Origin of the sequence: Hymenobacter psoromatis (assembly GCF_020012125.1) — a bacterium.
Classification (GTDB): Bacteria; Bacteroidota; Bacteroidia; order Cytophagales; family Hymenobacteraceae; genus Hymenobacter; species Hymenobacter psoromatis.
The window spans coordinates 630039-648766 of sequence record NZ_JAIFAG010000001.1 but is presented as its reverse complement, the minus strand read 5'-3'; the positions used below and the strand labels follow the sequence as shown (position 1 = coordinate 648766).

Below are 18728 nucleotides of genomic sequence, written 5' to 3'. Positions count from 1 at the left end.
ACCGGACCGCTTACGCGCCGGCTTTACGGAAAAAGGCGGCCAGCTGCTCCCCGTCGAGCAGCACCACGGTGGGGCGGCCGTCGGGGGTGTAGCTGGGCACCTGGCAGGCGAAGAGCCGGTCCACGAGGGCGCTCATTTCCACATCGGGCAGGCGGGGCAGGCTGGTGGCCTGCGCCACGCGCCGGGCCAGGGCGCGGGCCAGCGCCTCGCGCCGGTCGAGGCGCAGCGGCGCGGCCCCGCTCCGAAACTGCTCAATCAGCCCTTCCAGCAGCGCCTGCTCGCCCTGCGCGGGCAGGTCGGCGGGCACGGCCTCGATGGCGATGGTGTGCGGCCCAAACTCGGCGAAGCGAAAGCCCAGCTGGTGCAGCGCGGGCGTTAGCTCGGTGAGCACGGCGTAGTCGGCGGGCGAAAACGTGAGCGGCCGCGGAAACAGCAGCGCTTGCGCTACCACCGCGCCCCGCTCCTGCCCGGCCGCGTACTGCTCGTAGAGAATACGTTCGCGGGCCGCTTCCTGGTCAATCAGCATCAGCCCCGACTTCACGGGCAGCAGCACGTAGCGGTTCAGCACCTGCGTCGCGCGCGGCGAATGGGGGAATGAGTGAAGGGATAAGGGGGGGGTAGGGCGCGTGCCTTCGGGCGGAGCGGCGTGGGTGAAGGGCAGCTCAGGCAGCGGCGGCACGGGGGCTTCGGGGCTGAGGGGGGGGGTAGGGCTGCCCGCCTCCGCCTCGCCGGCCGGGCGCACGGGCTGGCCCAGCTCGCGGTAAAAGGCTTCGAGGTCGCGGCGGGCCTGCTCGGTGGGGCGCGGCGCGGCGCGGCCGGCGGCCGCCCTACCCTCCCCGCGCGCGGCGGCGCTCACCGAAGCGGCCAGCGCATCGGGGTTGAACTCGACGTTGCGGGCGGGGGTAGGGAGCGCCGCGCCCCCACTGCCAAACGAGTTGCCGCCCGCCGAGGTGCGCAGCGGCCGAATAGGCGCGAAATTCACATCGCCCTCAAAATCAAGCGACGGCGTGAGGCTGTGCAAACCCAGTGCCTGCCGCACGGCGGCGCGCACCACAGCGTACACCGTTTTTTCGTCCTCAAACTTGATTTCCGTTTTGGTGGGGTGCACGTTGATGTCAATGGATTTGGGGTCTAGCTCCAGAAACAGCACGTAGAACGGGTGCGTATCGCGGGGTAGCAGGCCCTCGTAGGCGGCCAGCACGGCGTGGTTGAGGTAGGCCGAGCGAATAAAGCGGTTATTGACGAAGAAAAACTGGTCGCCCCGGCTCTTCTTCGCCGACTCCGGCTTGCCGATGTAGCCCTTCACCGTGATAAAGGCCGTCACCTCCTCGCAGCCCGCCAGCTGCTCCTTATAATTATTACCCAATAACGCCACAATGCGCTGGCTCAGCTTGCCGGCGGGCAGGCTGAACACTTCCAGGTCATTTTGATATAAAGAAAAGGCAATCTGTGGGTTAGCCAGCGCCACGTGCTGAAACTCGTCCAGGATATGGCGCATCTCCACGGCGTTGCTCTTCAAGAAATTGCGCCGGGCGGGCACGTTGAAAAACAGGTTTTTCACCGCGATGCTGGTGCCGTCGGGGCAGGCAGTGGGCGTTTGGCTGGTCACCTGCGAGCCCTCCACAAGCAGCAGCGAGCCGGTTTCCTGGCCCCGCGGCTTGGTCCGAATCTCGACCTGCGCCACGGCCGCGATGCTGGCCAGCGCCTCGCCCCGAAAGCCCAGCGTACGAATACGAAACAGGTCCTCGGTGCTGCGAATCTTGCTGGTGGCGTGGCGCTCCAGGCTCATGCGGGCATCGGTGGGCGACATACCCAGGCCGTCGTCCACTACCTGCACCAGCTGCTTACCCGCCTCTTTCACAATTAGTTGTACGCTGGCCGCACCGGCGTCCACGGCGTTTTCGAGCAGTTCCTTCACCACCGAGGCCGGGCGCTGCACCACCTCGCCCGCCGCAATCTGGTTGGCTAAGTATTCGGGCAGGAGTTGGATGATGTCGGGCATAAAATTTGGGGGTAGGCGGGGACCCTACCATTTTTTGGCCACGGGTGGGGCAATTAGTCGGCAGAGCGAGCGCTTTTCAGCGTTCGCTGCTGGCTTGGTGCCTACCTTTGCGGCCAATTTGGGCTAGCTGCCCGGCTTATCTTTTGGTGGCAAAGCAGTGCCGTATAGTATGGAACCGTGGAAGCTGGTTGGCGGTTCCGGCAGTACCTGCCGGCAAAAGTAGGCCGGCCGGGCCGCCTTTTCTATCTTTTTAAACCTCCCGCCCAGGGCTGATGCGCGTCGATTTTCGAGTTCTGTTTTTGGGCTTACTGCTGGGAGGTGCCGGGTTGCTGCTGGGCTTTTCGGGCCCCCGCCAGGCCCTACCTGACCCACTGCCCAGCGGTCCTGCCGAGCAGCGGTGGGTAGACAGCGTGTTTGCCGCCCTCACGCCTGACCAGCGCCTGGGGCAGTTTTTTATGGTGGCGGCCTACTCCAACCGCGAGAAGGCCCACGCCGACCGCATCGAGCGGCTGGTGCGCAACCAGGGCATCGGTGGGGTCATGTTTTTGCAGGGTGGCCCCAAGCGTCAGGTACTGTTAACCAACCGCTTGCAGGCCGCCGCCCAGGTGCCGCTGCTCATCGCTACCGATGCCGAATGGGGCCTCGATATGCGCCTCGATTCGACCATGCACTTCGCCAAGGAGATGACGCTGGGCGCGATGGACGACGATAAGCTCGTGTACGCGATGGGCCGCGACCTGGCCCGCAAGCTGCGGGCGCTGGGCGTACACATTAACTTCGCGCCGGTGGTAGATGTCAATTCCAACCCCGACAACCCGGTGATTGGCAACCGCTCGTTTGGCGAAAACCAGGACCGCGTGGCGGCCCTGGGCGTGCAATACGTCAAGGGCTTGCAAGACCAGCACGTGATTGCCGTAGCCAAGCACTTTCCTGGCCACGGCGACACCGACACCGACTCGCACGTGGCCCTGCCGGTGATTAACACCGACCTGGCGCGGCTCGAAAAAGTGGATTTGGTGCCCTTCCAAAAAGCCTTTGAGGCGGGCGCGCTGGGCGTAATGGTGGCGCATTTGTACATGCCGCTTTTTGACACGACCAACGCCAAAACCACTACCCTCTCCAAGGCGCTGGTGACGGGCCTGCTACAAGAGCGCATGGGCTTTAAGGGCTTGATTTTCACCGATGCGCTGAATATGCGCAGCGTGAGCAAGCTCTATAAAGATGGTGAGCTGGACGCGATGGCCCTGGCCGCGGGCAACGACGTGCTGCTGTTTTCGGAAGACGTGCCAGCCGCCCTCACCCGCATTAAGGAGGCCGTGGCAGCCGGTAAGCTCCAGCAGGCCGACCTGGACGCGCGGGTCAAGAAAATTCTGCGCGCCAAGTACTGGGCGGGCCTCAGCCACTACCGCCCGGCCAATGCCCTGACCCTGCGCGACAGCCTCAACCTGCCCGAGTCGCGGGTGCTGTCGCAAACGATTTTTGAGCACGCCGTGACGGTAGTCAAGAATGACGACAAGCTCCTCCCCTTTCAGCGGCTCGATACGCTGCGCATCGCGGCCATCACCATCGGCACGCAGGCGGAAGGACCCTACGCCACGATTTTCAACAAGTACCAGCCCGGCCCGGTGTACGCCGTGCCCGACCGCTACGCGCCCGACTCCACGTTTACCCGCATTCAGGCGCGGCTGGGCGATGCCAACGTGGTGGTGGTGAGCCTGCACCAGATGAATAATACGCCCAGCCATAAATACGGCCTGGGCGATGGGGCCCTGAAATTCCTGCAAAACCTGCAAGCCGACAAGCGCCGCAAAACAGTGGTGGTAGCGATGGGTAACGCCTACGGCCTCAAGTATTTGGAGAGCGCCCGCACGCTGGTATGCGGCTACGAGGACCACTACGCGGCGCAGCTCGTGGTGCCGCAGGTGCTGTTTGGGGCGCTGCCGGCGCGGGGCAAGCTGCCCGTCACGGTGTCGGAAACGCTGAAGGCCGGCACCGGCCTGGCTACGCCCGAGCTGCACCGCCTGCGCTACGCCGCCCCCGAGCGCGAGGGCCTCGACTCGCGCATTATGAGCCAGATTGACCACATCGCGCTCGAAAGCATCGTGACCGCCGCCACGCCTGGCTGCCAAGTGCTTATCGCCAAAAACGGCACCGTGGTCTTCGACCAAAGCTACGGCTACGGCACCTACGACCAATCGCAGCCCGTGACCAACAGCACGTTGTACGACCTGGCGTCGGTGACCAAAGTGGCCGGCACGCTGCAAGCCGTGATGTACCTCAAGGACCAGGGTCGCCTAAATCTGGATGACAAAGTTTCGGCCTACCTGCCCGAGATGCAGCGCACCAACAAGCGCGAGATGACCGTGCGCGACGTGCTGCTGCACCAGGCCGGTCTCAAGCCCGGCATCCCGACCTGGGAGCGCACCGTGCGCGACGGGGCCCTGAAGCCAACGTACTATTCGAGCAGCCGCTCCGATGACTTCCCGAACGAAGTCGCGCCGGGTGAATTCTCCCTCAAGGCCGCCGACGACTCGGTGTGGGCCTGGACGCTGCGCTCGGCCCTGCTGCCCAAGGTGCGCGGCAAGTACCCGGTAGAGTATTCCGACCTCAGCTTTATTATTATGAAGCGCCTGAGCGAGAAGCTGTTGAGCGAGAAACTAGAGAACTTTCTGCCCCGCGAGTTTTACCGCCCGCTGGGCCTGGGCAGCATGACGTACAACCCGCTCACGCGCTTCCCCAAGAGCTGCATCGCGCCCACCGAGAACGATACCTACTACCGCCGCGAGCAAATCCAGGGCACGGTGCACGACCAGACGGCGGCCCTCGTGGGGGGGGTAGGCGGCCACGCCGGCCTCTTCGCCACCGCCAACGACCTGGCCGTGCTGATGCAGATGAACCTGCAAAACGGCCGCTACGGCGGCAACACCTACTTCCAGAACTCCGTGGTGAGCGAGTTTTCGCGCCCTCAAGTGGCCGGCAACCGGCGCGGCCTGGGCTGGGACCGCGGCGACCCCAGCAAGGCCGAAGGCCCCACCAGCCACCTCGCGCCCGCCAGCACCTTCGGCCACACCGGCTTCACCGGCACCTGCGTCTGGCTCGACCCGGACAATCAGATTCTCTACGTCTTCCTCTCCAACCGCGTCTACCCCGACGCGGGCAACATCAAGCTGCGGACCTACAACATCCGCACCCGGATTCAGGAAGTGATTTACAAGGCGATGGCGCGGAACCGGCCAGAGGTGGGCAGCACGGCGGGCGGGCAGTAGGGCGGCCCTACCCCCGGCATAAGCCTGGATGCAACGCTTTGGACGGGGTAGGACTCTTGGTGACAACTATTTCCTTCTTGCCACCCATGAAACAGCTTGCTACCCCCCTCCTACTCGCGGCATTGGTTGGCAGTGCGGCTACGGCTTCGGCCCAAACTACTTTTCGGCTAGGCGTACGCGGCGGCCTTAATCGGGCAAATACAACGTTGAGTGAAACGCAGGGCGGTTATTTTGTGACTTACGCAAATGAGCGCAAATCTGCAACTTATACCTGGCAGGCGGGTGCGGTGTTGGAGGCTAATTTCGGCAAACTTGCTTTTCAACCCGCCATTTTATTCTCCCAGAAAGGCGAGAAATACTACGCCGCGGCTTACGTTGGCGATTTTGGAGTCAGCTTAGTTGAGCAGTCAAGCACCAATCATTATAATTGGCTGGAGGTGCCGCTCAACCTAGTGTATACGCTGCACGGCGACCACGGCTTGCAGGTTTTTGCGGGGCCTTACGTAGCAGTAGCAGTTGGCGGCCGGCAGCGGGGCACTGCGACTTCGCAGACGCTATTTGTACCTAACTCTGTGCCGATTGTTCAAGACCTGGATGGCCGCATAGCTTACGATTCCAACTCCACTAATCAGCGGGTAGATGCTGGAGTAAATTTTGGTTTGGGCTACCGCCAGGGTCCGTTGCAGCTTCAGCTGGGCTATGGCCTGGGTCTACGCGACCTGCACCGGCCGGACAGGTCCTACGGTTTTAATGCTACTACTGCCTACAACCGCGTGGCGCAGCTAACGGGCACTTACTTCTTCTCGCTGTAACTCAACCTACTCTGGCGCTACCCACCCGTTGTCAGCCGGGTAGCTGTCGGGCGCGTAAGTGCTGCCGAGGGTCACTTTCTGGATGGTGCGGCCGTTGCGGACGGGCACCGTAACGGTACTCGCGTTTTGCCACACGGCGATGCTGCGGTGGATTTTCTCCTCCGCGCCATTGTCGAAGGTTATGGTCAGGTCCACGGGCATAGGCTTGCCGCCTTTGTTGGTCACGGTTATTTGGGCGGGCTGGTCGGCGGGACGCACCACACTCGTGATGGCCAGGTCGGGGTAGCCACCCTCAAAAAACCAGCGCCGCCAGAACCAGTCCAGGTTCTGGCCCGCCCCGGCATTCATCGAGTAGAAGAAGTCGTAGGGCATCGGGTGCCGGCCGTGCCAGGTGCGGATATAGGTATGCAAGGCCTTGGTAAACAGCTCATCACCCAGCAAATCCTTCACGTAGAGGTAGCCCAGGCCGGGCTTAGGATAAGAATTGAGAAAGAACGCACCGCCGGTTTGCTGGGTGGTGAGGGTAACGATGGGAACATCGCCCTCCTCATCGGCATGGTCGGCGTAGGCCTGCATGCCATAGTCGTCCACGAGGCCGGGCTGAAGAAGGGGCGAGATAATCCACTCGCCGATGGTGGCCCAGCCCTCATCCATCCAACCGTATTTCGTCTCGTTGATGCCCATGTAAAACGGGAACATCGTGTGAAATATCTCGTGGTCGGTGAGTTCGATACCGGCCTCGCGGGTGGGGGTAGGGTTGTCATTGACCATCATTGGGTACTCCATCTGGTCGAGGCCATCGAACACCGTCTCGTGAGCGTAGGGGTAGGGCCACTTCGGAAACGTGTAGCTCATGGCCTCCACCGTCTTGCGCCCAAACTTTGCCGCCTCCTCAAAATCATCGTGCTTCGGATTATACACCGCATCCACGCGGGTGCGGCGCTTGGTGGCGGGGTCTACCACGAGGCTGGTGGCGTCCCACACGTAGTGGTCGGCGGTAGCGAAGGCGAAGTCCGTCACGTCGCGGGCCTCAAAGTGCCAGGTATTGTAGGCGTTAGGGGCGGTAGCATCGTGCAGCCGCGCCTCGGCACTGTCGATAATGCTGGCGATGCCATCTTTTTTCTCGGCCGTGCGCAGGCGCGTGAGGTACTTCTTGGTCAATACCTTATCGGCGTTGGTCAGGTCGCCGGTGGCCCAGACCAGAAAATTGCGCGGCACCGTGATATCGGCCGCGAAGTGGCAGAAGTCGTTGTAAAACTCCGGCCCGCCGGTGTAGGCAATGCGGTTCCAGCCGTCAATATCATCGTACACGGCGATGCGTGGGAAGAAATACGCGACAAAATCTGCCCCTGGCGCGACTTCGCCCGTGCGCTGGTGCGAGCCTTTATTGAGGATGTAGGAATAGGTAATGGCCACCTGCGCTGCCTGGTGCGCGCCCAAGGCGCGGCGCAGCGGCACAACCATATTCGTATTATCAATCTGAAGCAAATTCGGGTCAATAGCCTGACCATTAATACTCAGCTGTTCGATTTTTACCCCGTCGCTCAAATCCTCGGCCGCAAACTTGCCCGAGCGGGGCGCGCCCTTCTGGTACAGGTTGGGGTAGAGCTTGAACCAGAGCTGGCGCAGCGAATCGGGGCTGTTGTTCTGGTACTTGATGTGAACGGTACCAGCCAGCAGCCGGGTAGCAGGGTCAAAATTGACCTTGATAACATAGTCAGCGGTGTTTTGCCAGTACTTCGGGCCGGGCTGGCCGGTGGGCGAACGGGTGCCCTTGGCGTAAGTGGCCTGCAGGTTGCGGGGCATTGGCAGGGCGGTTTGCGCCTGGCTGACCGAATACGTAAGCGCCAGCAGCAACAGCAGCGGCAGGCGACAAAAACCGAGAATCTTTTTCAAAAAGGCAAGCTAAAATGTGGCGCCGGTGAAGCGTACAGGCTGTTTTCAGCGGAGAAAGCGCTGCGCCTGCTACTAACGCAAAAAATGGCTGGACGCTGCAAGCCGGCCCGCAAAAATAGCCTAAACGCCAGACCAACCCGACCGCAGCCGATAGAACACCAGGCTCCCGAAAGCAGGTCAGCCTTCTTTTAGTTTCTGATTCTTCCCTACCCCCCTGGCATAAAGCCGCCCGCGGCTTACTCGACCCGCCGTAAATCCAGGTCCTGAAAATCGTAGCTGAAATCGGTGGCCGGCGAAATGGGCTTCATTTTAATGCTGGCCGCCCTACCCTGCTCATCGAGCGTGAAGGCGGCGAAAGCGTCGGCGTTCATACTGCGGGCCTTCCAGCGCACGGCGTAGGTATTGCCGCGGTAGGGCAGCAGTTGACCCACCAGGCGCGGGGCACGCTTGGACCTCATCCACAAGTCGTTGCCTTGCTGGTACACGGCCACGTCGCCGAGCCAGACATCGTGGTAGCGGCCCACGTAGGCGCTGTAGCTGGGGCGCTTGGGGGCGGCTTTCTGGGCGGCAGCCACCTGCTGCCACACGGCGGCGGTGGCTTTATTGGCATCGGTGTTGCGCACTTTGGTGCGGTCCAGCATTTCCTGCACGCGGTCGAGGCCGCGCACATCCAGGTAGTAATCTTCAATAGTATTGGAAACAGCCGTGAAGGCGGCCCCGTTTTCTTGGTTGGTGAGCACGATGATGCCCAGGTGCAGCTCGGGCAGCAACAGCACCTTGGTTACCATCCCAATTTCGCCGCCCGTGTGCGACACCTCCTCGTAGCCCCGCACATCGCGCAGAAACCAACCCAGACCGTAGGCGGCAAAATGCGTGTGGTAGGGCGAAGGCGCGGGGCTGACGGGCAGAATAGTCTGCGGCGTCCACAGCTCTTGCAGCGTAGCGGGCTTGAGCAGCGGGGCCGGGGCACCGGGGCCGCCTAGCAGCATCAGGGCCCACTTACTCAGGTCGGCTACGCTGCTGTAAATGCCACCGGCCGGCCCCAGCAGCGTGTTCAAGTCGCGCCTGATTACCTGTACCTTACCCTCAACCAGCCCGTGCGCATCAATAACGTTGGTGGGGTCGGGCAGCTGGGTAAAGACCGGCGCAGTGCGCGCCATGCCCAGCGGGCGCAGCAAGCGGGTTTCTACAAACGTGGCCCAGGGCTGGCCGCTCACCCGCGCCACCACCTCGCCCGCCACGAGGTAGAGGCTGTTATCGTAGTCAAACTTGCTGCGAAACGACGATACAGGCTGGAAATAGCGCAGGCTATGAATCACGTCGGCCACCGTAAAGTCGGCCGAGTCCGGAAACTGCATCAGGTCGCCCGCGCCCAGGCCCAGGCCGCTGCGGTGGCACAGCAGGTCGCGCACCGTGAATTCGGCCGTCACGTAGGGGTCGTACATCTTGAACTCGGGGATGTAGTCGGTCACCTTATCATCCCAGCGCAGCTTACCCTCGTCCACGAGCAAGCCCAGCGCCGCCGTGGTGAAGGCCTTGGTATTGGACGCAATGCCGAAGAGCGTGTTGGCATCTACCGGCTCCTTGGTGGCCAGCGAGCGCACGCCGTAGCCTTTAGCCACTACTACCTGCCCATCTTTCACCACTGCCACGGCCATGCCGGGTACGTCAAACGCTTGCAGGGTGCGGGCCACGGTGGCATCGAGCGCCGCCACGTCGAGGGGCGAGGTGGGGGTAGGCGCTTGGGCCTGCGCCGCCGGGTGCCACAGGCCGGTTAAAAGCAGCAGCGCAAAAAGTTGTGTTTTCATCAGGAAAGTAGGCAAGTAGCAGCCTGGAAATGACAGGCTAATTCCACCACTGCAAATAAAGTCCACGACCCATTATCTTATGCAAAATCGTCTTTAAACCAAGGAGATATACTCGGCTTAAAGACGATTTTAGACAAAGCCCCTACCCTACCGCTCCAACTTGAAGCCGGGGTCGCGGGCGGGCGGCGCGGTGCGGTTGGCCACGGCCCAGCCCGTGAGGTACATCCAGCGGGTCATATTGGTAAGCTTGGGGTAGTTGATGCGCTGGGGCTCGTCGCGGGGCGTGTGGTAGTCGGGGTGCAGCAGCGAGGTATACATCACGGCCGGAATGCCCAGGCGCGCATACGGCAGGTGGTCGGAGCGAAAATACCAGCCCTCGGGGTGGTCGGCGCGGTCCCAGAGCGTATCGAGCTTGAACTTAGGGCCGGCCTGGTTGGCGGCCAGCGCCATGTTGACCAGTTCCAGCGAGTTGCGGTGCGGGCGCTGGCGGCCTAGCAGCGCGGCGCTGTCGGGGGCGTTGCGGCCCATCATTTCCGCGTTCAGCACCGCCACAATGCTGGCTTGCGGCACCGTGGGGTGAGCCGAAAAGTAGGTGGAGCCCAGCAGCCCGCGCTCTTCCGAGCCCTGGTACACGAACAGCGCCGAGCGGCGGGCCGGCTTTTGCTTGAAAGCCCGCATAATGGCCAGCAGCGCGGCGCAACCACTGGCGTTATCGTCGGCCCCGTTGTAGATGGAATCGCCAGCAATGGGGGCGCGCACGCCGTCGTGGTCCTGGTGGGTGCTGAAGAGGACGTACTCTTTTTTCAATTGCGCGTCGGTGCCGGGCATCTTCGCCACGAGGTTCACGGAGGGGTACTGGAAGCTCTCCACTTTCAGCTCGGCGGTGAGCTGCTGGCCAGCCTGCTGCACCCAGCTGGCCGCGCTGGCCGGCAGCCACATCACGGGCGGCGTATTCATCACTCGGGTGCTGGCCGCGCCGGGCAGGCTGTAGCGCCCACGCTCAAAAATGTGGCTCCAGTGGTCGTAAACGGCCTGCGCGGGCACATCGGAAATAAATACCACCGCCACCGCGCCGGCCTTCAACAGCTCGCCGGCCTGCCCGCTCCCGCTGAATTTGCCAAATACGTAGCGCCGGTAGCTGATGCCATCGGTGGGCGCGCCCGCAATTTGCACGGCTACGGCCTTGCCTTTCACGTCCACTTTAGCCAGCTCGGCCGCCGAGCCGGTGCCCACGTACACCAGCGGGGCGTTGAGGCTGGCGTTGGTCGGGGCCACCACCGCGCCGTCTTCGTTCAGCTTAATTTCGTGCGTGCCAATGCGCAGCGTGCTGGCCTTGGTGAGGCGGGTGCGCTGCAAGCTGAACCACTGGAAGTAGGTGCCGTCGTCGCCGGCCGGCAACATTCCGGTAGCCCGAATCTGGTCGGCGAGCCACACAGAGGCTTTTAATTCGTCGAGCGTGCCACCTTCACGGCCCCGGAAATGGTCGTCGGCCAGCCCGAACAGGTCGCGCTTGATGTCAGCTTCCTTGATGGCGCCCTCGGCGTTGGCGGGGGGGGCAGGCTTTTTGGACTGCGCTTGGCTGGTCAGCGGCACCGCCAGGCCCAGCGTGAGTAGCAGGGGTAAGGATTTTCTCATGGAAAAGAGCTTTAGAAAGGATTAGCGGTGGTGTGCGACTGATGGAAAAGTAGAGACGCAAAAGTTAGCATCTAATCATGGGCGACAAACAAGCAACTTGCCAGCGCAAAATTTCTCCTTATTAAAACCATACGCGCGGCGAGCCCAAAGCTACGTGGCAGCCGCGGCCGTGGCAACGCTCTTTTCGTCGGCGCGCTGGCCCGGCTGCCAACATCGGCCGCTCATTTTGGTTAGCCCCTCGCCTACCCTCCCTTTATTTATGAACATCGGCATTGTTTGCTACCCCACCTTCGGCGGCTCCGGCGTGGTGGCTACCGAGCTGGGCAAGGCCCTGGCCCAGCGCGGCCACCAAGTCCATTTTATCACCTACAGCCAGCCGGTGCGGCTCGACTTTTTCAACGAGAACGTCTTCTACCACGAGGTGTACGTGCCCACCTACCCGCTCTTCCAGTTTCCGCCCTACGAGTCGGCGCTGGCCAGCAAGATGGTGGACATTGTGCAGAATGAAAAACTCGACGTGCTGCACGTGCACTATGCCATCCCGCACGCCTCGGCCGCCTACCTGGCCAAGCAGATTCTGCGCTCGCGGGGCATCACGGTGCCGGTGGTTACGACCCTGCATGGCACCGATATTACCCTCGTGGGCAAGGATGCCAGCTACGAGCCGGTAGTTACGTTCAGCATCAACGAGAGCGATGGCGTGACCTCCGTATCGGCTGACCTACGCCGCGAAACCTACGAGTATTTCCCAGTGGAGCACAAGATTGAGGTCATCCCTAACTTCATTGACCTGCATCGCTTTCAGAAGCAGAACAAGAGCCATTTTCGCACCGCCATCGCGCCCGAGGGCGAAAAAATCCTCATCCACACCAGCAACTTCCGCGCCGTGAAGCGGGTAGAGGACGTGCTGCGCATCTTCTGCGGCGTGCGCCAGGTCATTCCGGCCAAGCTGCTGCTGGTGGGCGACGGCCCCGACCGCACGCGCATGGAAAAGCTGGCCCGCGACCTCGACTGCCAGCGCGACGTGCGCTTTCTGGGCAAGCTCGAAGCCGTGGAGGAAGTTCTCAGCGTGGGCGACCTTTTTCTGATGCCCTCTGAAAATGAGAGCTTTGGCCTCGCTGCCCTGGAGGCGATGGCCTGCGAGGTGCCCGTGGTGAGCACCAACGCCGGTGGCATCCCGGAGCTGAATATCAACGACGTAACCGGCATGCTCAGCAACATCGGCGACATCGACGATATGGTTAAAAACTCGCTCTATGTGCTCAACGACGCTAACCTGCCTCGCTTCAAAGCCGCGGCTCGCGCCCGCGCCGAGGAGTTTGCCGTGGGCAATATCGTGCCGCTATATGAGGCTTGCTATGAGCGCGCCGCGCACTTGGCACTCAGCTCGTAAACGAGTCTTGCGGATGAGGAAATCTTGAATAAACAGGTTGTTCAAGCTGAACAATAAAATCTGTATATATTACTTAAAATCAATATTTTAGCTCCTTATAGCTTTTTGTTTTAATTACCACCTGCCTGTTCTCGGCTGTTACTGTCACTTCGTGTTCGCCAAGCTTTGCCAGTTGATAAATAGTCCACAGCTTTTTTTCCTGAAGCCTATATGGCTCAGGCCTATCTCCAAAAGCTGTAGAGTTTAGTAGAGTATCAAAATAATTGCCGTTCAAATAAATAATGTATTCCGGGGTCATAATAATGTTTTTTTGAATACTTACTTTCAAGATAGTACCTTACCTATCTCATTTAAAGCAGCAACGTAGCCACTTCCTGCCAGCCGCACACGCGGCGGTAGCGGGTTTCGTGCGCATTATGCGGCGCGTCGAACAACAGCCCTACCCCCCGAAAACCGTCGAAGTTGTAGGCGTTGTCGTCGATGAGGTAGTCGGCGTTGATAATGCTCTTATCACCGCAAAACACGAAGTTGCGCCAGGGCAGAAACGGGAAGTGCTGCCGGAGCCACTGGTATTTGTCGAGAAAGGAGTTCGGAAATTCCATCGCCGCCGTGGTAATAAAAATCTCGTATTTTTCCGCTAACTCCTTCATTACCCGCTGGCTATCTTTTATAATGGGTAAATCACGAAAAAAGCCTTCCGCGTTGGGGTAGGCGCGCAGGGCGGGCTGGTGCTCGGGGGCCACGGCCTCGTGCGGGTTTTTGCCCCGTAAGGCTTCCAGCGTCAGCTCCAGCTGAAAATCGCGGCCGTACCACTCCCGGAACCGGGCGATAGAGTCGGCCATTACCTCGTCCATATCCACGGCAATGCGCTGTTTATTCATGGGTTGTGGCATCGAAAATGGCATCTCGCAGATAGCGGATAGCAACGGATTCTTTTCTGTTTTGCGATTAAAACAACTGGGCCGCCTCGCGCTTCACCACGGCCAGCGCCTGGGCCGTGGGGTCGGCAGCATCAGTCATGAGGCCCTCCAAAATGCGTTTGGCCAGTTCGGTGCCGCGCAGTTGGGTAGGGTTGCTGAGGCCGTGAAAGGCGCGGTTGACCATCGTGAGCACGTCTTCCTTCGCCTGCTTGACTTGGTGCCAGGCTTCGGGACTCATGTAGAGCTGCTGGGAGTAGTTGTGCTCAAATTCGGCCCGAATTTCCTGCTGCAACAGGCGATGGTAGTCGGCCGCGTTCTGGCCGGCGCTGCTCAGCCGCACCAGGATATTATTGGGCGCGATGCGCTCCAAGAGCAGCGTCACGCGCTCATAAGCTTGCAGGCGCAGCGGCAGGGTAGCCTTGCTGCTGTCGAGCCGCAGCTCGATGAGACGGCGCTGCTGCTCTTTTTCTAAATACTGACGAAAAAGAAAAAAAATGGCCCCAGCCACGATGAGCGCGGGCAGGATGGTCTTGAGTAAGTCAAAGAAATAAGTGGTCGCGTCCATAAAAGGTAGGTAAAGACAATAGCTTGCCGTGAAACTACGGTAGCGCCGGATTTTAGTCCTTCTCGGGCCACCGAGCCCTACCCCCTACCCCCGTCGTGAACCGCCGCCTACCCTACCTTGTTGACACCAGCAGCCTACCCGACGGCGGGCGTATATTTGTTTTATCTGCATTCATTCTAAACTCGCACGTACTATGGCTATTGCCACGCAAGCCCCTCCTATCGGCCTCACCGCCCGCGCGCTAGTGGAGGTTAAAAATATTATCCAGGAAAAAAGCGTGCCCGCCGACTACGGCCTGCGCATCGGGGTGCAGGGCGGCGGCTGCTCGGGCATGAGCTACCTGCTGGGCTTTGACAAGGCCAAGGACCAGGATGAAATCTACGACCTCGATGGCGTGCAGCTCATCATGGACAAGAAACATGCGATGTACGTGCTCGGCATGGAGGTTGACTTCCAGGATGGCCTAAACGCCCGCGGCTTCATCTTCAATAACCCGCAGGCCAAGAGCACCTGCGGCTGCGGCTCGTCGTTCTCAGCCTAGTATCGCAGATTTTGCGGATAAAGCAGATTACGCAGATACTTAGCCGCGCTTTTCAGCTTATTTTAATTCGCTAATTAGTACGGGAAACTCTCTTACCTTTTGCTATGGATATTAAGTATTTATCTGATGCCAAAGGCACTATCACGGGCGTCTTCATTCCTATCGAAGAATGGCAGCGCCTACAAAAGCAGTATGGCATCCAGGAGCCGGCTCCGGCCGACTCGGGCAAGCAACTGCGACAGCAGCTAACCGGCGCGTTGCAGCACCTCAAGCCCGATGACGACGCGGAAGATTAACCTGCCTGTTGTCCGTCTGAAAAAGCCCGGCCCGGCCGGGCTTTTTCGTGCGCTAAGGAGCCACCCTACCCCTGCCCAGAACTGAAAGCTACCTGGCTATCCGCTGGTTTGCGGGCTAGCTCATTTAGTACGTCTTGGTCATATCATCGGGCACAACGATAACGTAGTCAGCCAGTTCAATATTCTCTTTGTCAAGAGTTTGCATCTGCTTCTGACTTACCAGGCTCAGGGTTTTGACGCGCAACTTGGGAGCTGTTTGGTGCAGGTAGGCCACAATGCCATCATGGTGGTCGGAATGGTACGAGCCGTTGAGGTGCAGCAGGGTTTGGCCGGGGCTCAGGCTAGTGCGGATGGTGTAGGCCATCGTAGCATCTTTGAGGGCTTGGGCCTGGATGATATTTTGCGCCCCACCGCCGTGGGCAGCGGCCGCATCGCCAAACATGGCGGCCATATTTTTATAGCCCGGCAGGTTGTAGTCTACTGTTAGGGGTAGGGGTGCGAGGTAGCTTTTATCAACGGCCGGCAGGGCATCGAGAGCCGCGAGCGAGCCGCGCGCCACCTGCTGGGCGTAGCGGCGCGGCGCGTTGGTGCCAATTACCGGAATCTGCTGGGTACGAGCTAGCAGCAGCAGCGGGCGGTAGTCAGTGGCGTAGTTGGGCCAGGGCCGGCTCTGGCGCTCAAAGGTTGAGTCGGGTAGCGTGCCGGCGGCGTACTGCGCCACCAGCGGCTGCACGTCGCGCTCAAACATCTCCAGGCCCAGCACCAACTTACCAGGACCCTTGAGCCGAGCTAAGTCCTTGGTTACCTGTAATTCCAGCCAGTGCGCGATGGGGTCGTTGTGCTGCTCGCCAAAAAGCACCACGTCGGCTTGCGCTAGTTGGGTCAGCATCTGGTCGTAGTCGGCGGGCTGGCCCTGGCCCGTGAAGAGGCGGTAGGCAGGCCGCTCGCCAGCTGGCCCGAAGGCCAGTAGCAGGGGTAGGAAAAGCAAGAGAAGGAGCTTCTTACGCATGGCTGGGTCATCGGGGCGGGCAGGATGCCCACCTTGACAACGGTTAAAATTCCTCCTTGTTCAACTCCTACCCCTTATAAAACATCCACTTGGACAACTCCTTGTACGTCACCTTTTTACCATACATCAAGATGCCCACCCGGTAGATGCGCGACGCAACCCACACCGTGCCCACGAAGCCAATAACCAGCAGCCCGATGGACAGTGCCAGCTGCCACGCCGGCACCCCAAAGGGCAGCCGAATCACCATTGCCACGGGCGAGGTAAAGGGTATCATCGACATCCAGAAAGCTACCGGACCGTCGGGGTTGCGCAGAATAACTGAAAAGCCCACGATGTAGCTCAGAATGAGCGGCATGGTAATCGGAAACATAAACTGCTGGGTGTCCGTCTGGTCGTCTACGGCCGCACCTACGGCCCCAAACAACGCCCCGTAGAGCAGGTAGCCGCCCAGGAAATATGCGATGAAGCCGAATACAATTGTCCAAATCGGAATGTCAAGCTTACCAATCATGTCGAACACGTTGCCGACCGCTCCCGCCCGCTTGGCCGGGTTCATCTGCTCGGCCGAGGCGGCGGCCCCATCAGCAATTGCCGACGAACTGGCCCCGACGGTCGTTTCGGGCGTCGCCCCACCAACTGGCGCGGTTATCGCCGTTTTGGCGGGCTGGTCTTGGCTCATCACGAGCGGCAAAACGACGCTGGTAGTGCCCCACGAAAGCAGTCCCCACAGCAAAAACTGCGTGAGGCCCACCGCCGCTACCCCCACAATTTTGCCCATCATCAGGTCAAAGGGCTTCACCGACGAGAGCATTACTTCCATAATACGGCTCGACTTCTCCTCCCCTACCCCACGCATAATTTGCACACCGTAGAGAAAAATGAAAAAGTAGATGAGCACGGCGAGTACCGAAGCGATGCCCGTCGTTACACCCGAATTACTAGCTTGCTCTTTACCAGTCTCATCCAGGCTTACCGAGCTTAGCGGCACTTTGGCTCGTAACTGGTCAAGCTGGGCTTGGGTAAGGCCCAGTTTCTGCATTTTCAGTTCGGCAAAGGCGTTAGTTAAGGCCGTTTGCACGCGGCTTTCTTTGCTGAGACTGATGTTACCCTTACCGAAAAACTGCACGCCCTGTGGGTCCGTCTCGCTCACGCCGGTGGGCAGGTAGAGCAGCCCGGCGTGCCTATCCCGCTGAAAGGCACGCTTGGCCTCGACTAACGTGCCGCCTACCGGCAAAAACTGAAGCTGGGGCGTCGAGACCAGCCGATTAGCGATGCGTAGGTTGCTCTCATCGCGCACGTCAATGATTTCGGTCGTCTCATCCGACTGCACGATTTTGCCAATAAACAGCCCGAAGCCGGCAATGAGCAGCGGCACAAGTAACGTGAGTACCACAAACGCCCGCTTACGCACGCGGGTTAGGTATTCGCGCTTGGCCACGAGTAGAAATTTAGAAGCCATAAGCTTGATTATTAAGTATTAAGCGCTGTTTATTAGTCAGTTTACGCAATTAGCTTACGAAGTAACAACAGCTCTTAAGCTGTTTCTTCGACAAGCGTACCGGGCATGGTTTCGCGCACGCGCCGGATAAAAATCTCATTGATACTCGGAATCTGCTCGCGGAAAGCGTGGATTTGCACCTGCCCAATGAGGAAGCGCAGTAAATCGTTGGGGGTAGTGCCGGCGTGTAGCTGGATGCGAGCGTAAAAGTGGTCGTTTTCGCGCTCCTTTTGCTCGATTACCTCAAAATCAGGGTGCGCTACTAGTAACCGGCCCTGGCCCTCTACCTCAAAAGTATTGGTTTTGAATTGGTTGCGGATGGTACCCACCGGCCCATCGAGCACTTTGCGCGAGCGGTTAATGAGGGCAATGCTATCGCACATCTCCTCCACCGACTCCATGCGGTGAGTTGAGAAAATAATAGCTGCTCCCGCCTCCTTCAAACGAATAATCTCGTCCTTAATCAAGTTCGCATTTATCGGGTCGAAGCCCGAAAATGGCTCATCAAGGATAATCAGACTTGGCTCATGCAGTACGGTCGCGATGAACTGCACCTTCTGCTGCATTCCCTTACTGAGGTCCTCCACATTCTTCTCGGCCCAGGCTTTGATATCAAAGCGCTCAAGCCAGTCCTTGATGCGCCGCAAGGCATCGGCGCGGGGCAGGCCGCGTAGCTGAGCCAGGTAAAGCAGTTGCTCGCCTACCTTCATTTTTTTATAGAGTCCGCGTTCCTCGGGCAAGTAGCCAATCTGGCCAATATGGCTCGAATTAAGCCTTTCGCCCCGAAACAGCACCTCGCCCGAGTCGGCCCCCGTTATCTGCGTGATAATGCGGATAAGCGAAGTTTTGCCCGCACCATTAGGCCCAAGCAGGCCAAAAATACTTTGCTCGGGCACGGCTAGGCTCACCCCTTCGAGGGCGGTATGCGCAGCGTACTGCTTACGCACGTCGCGGACTTCAAGAATGGGCCGGGGGCTGAAAGGTTGCATGGCGTGAAATCAGGGAGTAGGGTGGCGTAAATGTAGCAGCCAGCGCGGCCGGGTCGGTTAGAATGCTTCCCAAGCGGTAATTTGAGCTATCTAAG

The 18728-nt window shown here is 60.0% G+C and carries 15 protein-coding genes; 5 read left to right on the top strand and 10 right to left on the bottom strand.

What is annotated here, in order from left to right; translation table 11 throughout:
• Nucleotides 1-10: 10 nt before the first annotated feature.
• Complete coding sequence (gene mutL, locus LC531_RS02775; protein WP_223648799.1) at nt 11-2002, bottom strand: DNA mismatch repair endonuclease MutL; 1992 nt, start codon at nt 2000-2002, stop codon at nt 11-13.
• A 272-nt stretch (nt 2003-2274) separates the two neighbouring features.
• Between mutL and LC531_RS02770 the strand changes: the two genes are divergently transcribed.
• Together LC531_RS02770 and LC531_RS02765 are read left to right on the top strand one after the other, a co-directional pair.
• Nucleotides 2275-5268: a glycoside hydrolase family 3 N-terminal domain-containing protein gene (locus LC531_RS02770; protein WP_223648798.1), complete on the top strand. Its 2994-nt coding sequence runs from the start codon at nt 2275-2277 to the stop codon at nt 5266-5268.
• Nucleotides 5269-5354: 86 nt separating this feature from the next.
• Nucleotides 5355-6080, top strand: coding sequence for an outer membrane beta-barrel protein (locus tag LC531_RS02765; protein ID WP_223648797.1), 726 nt, complete (start codon nt 5355-5357; stop codon nt 6078-6080).
• Nucleotides 6081-6086: 6 nt separating this feature from the next.
• Here LC531_RS02765 and LC531_RS02760 read toward each other — a convergent pair whose 3' ends face one another.
• The 3 genes from LC531_RS02760 to LC531_RS02750 all read right to left on the bottom strand — a co-directional run bounded on the left by LC531_RS02760 (nt 6087) and on the right by LC531_RS02750 (nt 11419).
• Complete coding sequence (locus LC531_RS02760) at nt 6087-7976, bottom strand: M1 family metallopeptidase (RefSeq protein ID WP_223648796.1); 1890 nt, start codon at nt 7974-7976, stop codon at nt 6087-6089.
• A 236-nt stretch (nt 7977-8212) separates the two neighbouring features.
• Entirely contained in the window at nt 8213-9784 is a 1572-nt protein-coding gene (locus LC531_RS02755) for a serine hydrolase (protein ID WP_223648795.1), read from the bottom strand.
• A gap of 147 nt (nt 9785-9931) precedes the next feature.
• Nucleotides 9932-11419, bottom strand: coding sequence for a M28 family peptidase (locus LC531_RS02750; protein ID WP_223648794.1), 1488 nt, complete (start codon nt 11417-11419; stop codon nt 9932-9934).
• Between the two features lie 259 nt (nt 11420-11678).
• Between LC531_RS02750 and bshA the strand changes: the two genes are divergently transcribed.
• Nucleotides 11679-12812, top strand: coding sequence for an N-acetyl-alpha-D-glucosaminyl L-malate synthase BshA (gene bshA / locus LC531_RS02745; RefSeq protein WP_223648793.1), 1134 nt, complete (start codon nt 11679-11681; stop codon nt 12810-12812).
• A 79-nt stretch (nt 12813-12891) separates the two neighbouring features.
• On the opposite strand, the gene LC531_RS02740 is transcribed toward bshA, so the two are convergent.
• The 3 genes from LC531_RS02740 to LC531_RS02730 form a co-directional block, all read right to left on the bottom strand.
• Nucleotides 12892-13110 (bottom strand): hypothetical protein, encoded by a 219-nt coding sequence (locus LC531_RS02740; RefSeq protein WP_223648792.1) that lies wholly within the window; start codon nt 13108-13110, stop codon nt 12892-12894.
• 52 nt (nt 13111-13162) lie between these two features.
• Nucleotides 13163-13693 (bottom strand): 5' nucleotidase, NT5C type, encoded by a 531-nt coding sequence (locus LC531_RS02735; protein WP_223648791.1) that lies wholly within the window; start codon nt 13691-13693, stop codon nt 13163-13165.
• Nucleotides 13694-13760: 67 nt separating this feature from the next.
• A complete protein-coding gene (locus LC531_RS02730) occupies nt 13761-14297 on the bottom strand; it encodes a DUF7935 family protein (protein WP_223648790.1) in 537 nt (178 codons plus the stop codon).
• Nucleotides 14298-14490: 193 nt separating this feature from the next.
• Between LC531_RS02730 and LC531_RS02725 the strand changes: the two genes are divergently transcribed.
• Together LC531_RS02725 and LC531_RS02720 are read left to right on the top strand one after the other, a co-directional pair.
• Nucleotides 14491-14838 carry a HesB/IscA family protein gene (locus LC531_RS02725; RefSeq protein WP_223648789.1) on the top strand — a complete coding sequence of 116 codons (348 nt, stop codon included), beginning with the start codon at nt 14491-14493 and terminating at the stop codon, nt 14836-14838.
• 104 nt (nt 14839-14942) lie between these two features.
• Nucleotides 14943-15134, top strand: a complete 192-nt coding sequence (locus LC531_RS02720; protein WP_223648788.1) for a hypothetical protein — start codon at nt 14943-14945, stop codon at nt 15132-15134.
• Nucleotides 15135-15258: 124 nt separating this feature from the next.
• Here LC531_RS02720 and LC531_RS02715 read toward each other — a convergent pair whose 3' ends face one another.
• The 3 genes from LC531_RS02715 to LC531_RS02705 all read right to left on the bottom strand — a co-directional run bounded on the left by LC531_RS02715 (nt 15259) and on the right by LC531_RS02705 (nt 18633).
• On the bottom strand, nt 15259-16143 hold the full coding sequence (locus tag LC531_RS02715; RefSeq protein ID WP_223648787.1) for a ChaN family lipoprotein: 885 nt from the start codon (nt 16141-16143) through the stop codon (nt 15259-15261).
• 67 nt (nt 16144-16210) lie between these two features.
• Nucleotides 16211-17605 (bottom strand): ABC transporter permease, encoded by a 1395-nt coding sequence (locus LC531_RS02710; RefSeq protein ID WP_223648786.1) that lies wholly within the window; start codon nt 17603-17605, stop codon nt 16211-16213.
• A gap of 74 nt (nt 17606-17679) precedes the next feature.
• Nucleotides 17680-18633 (bottom strand): ABC transporter ATP-binding protein, encoded by a 954-nt coding sequence (locus LC531_RS02705; protein WP_223648785.1) that lies wholly within the window; start codon nt 18631-18633, stop codon nt 17680-17682.
• Nucleotides 18634-18728 lie beyond the last annotated feature (95 nt).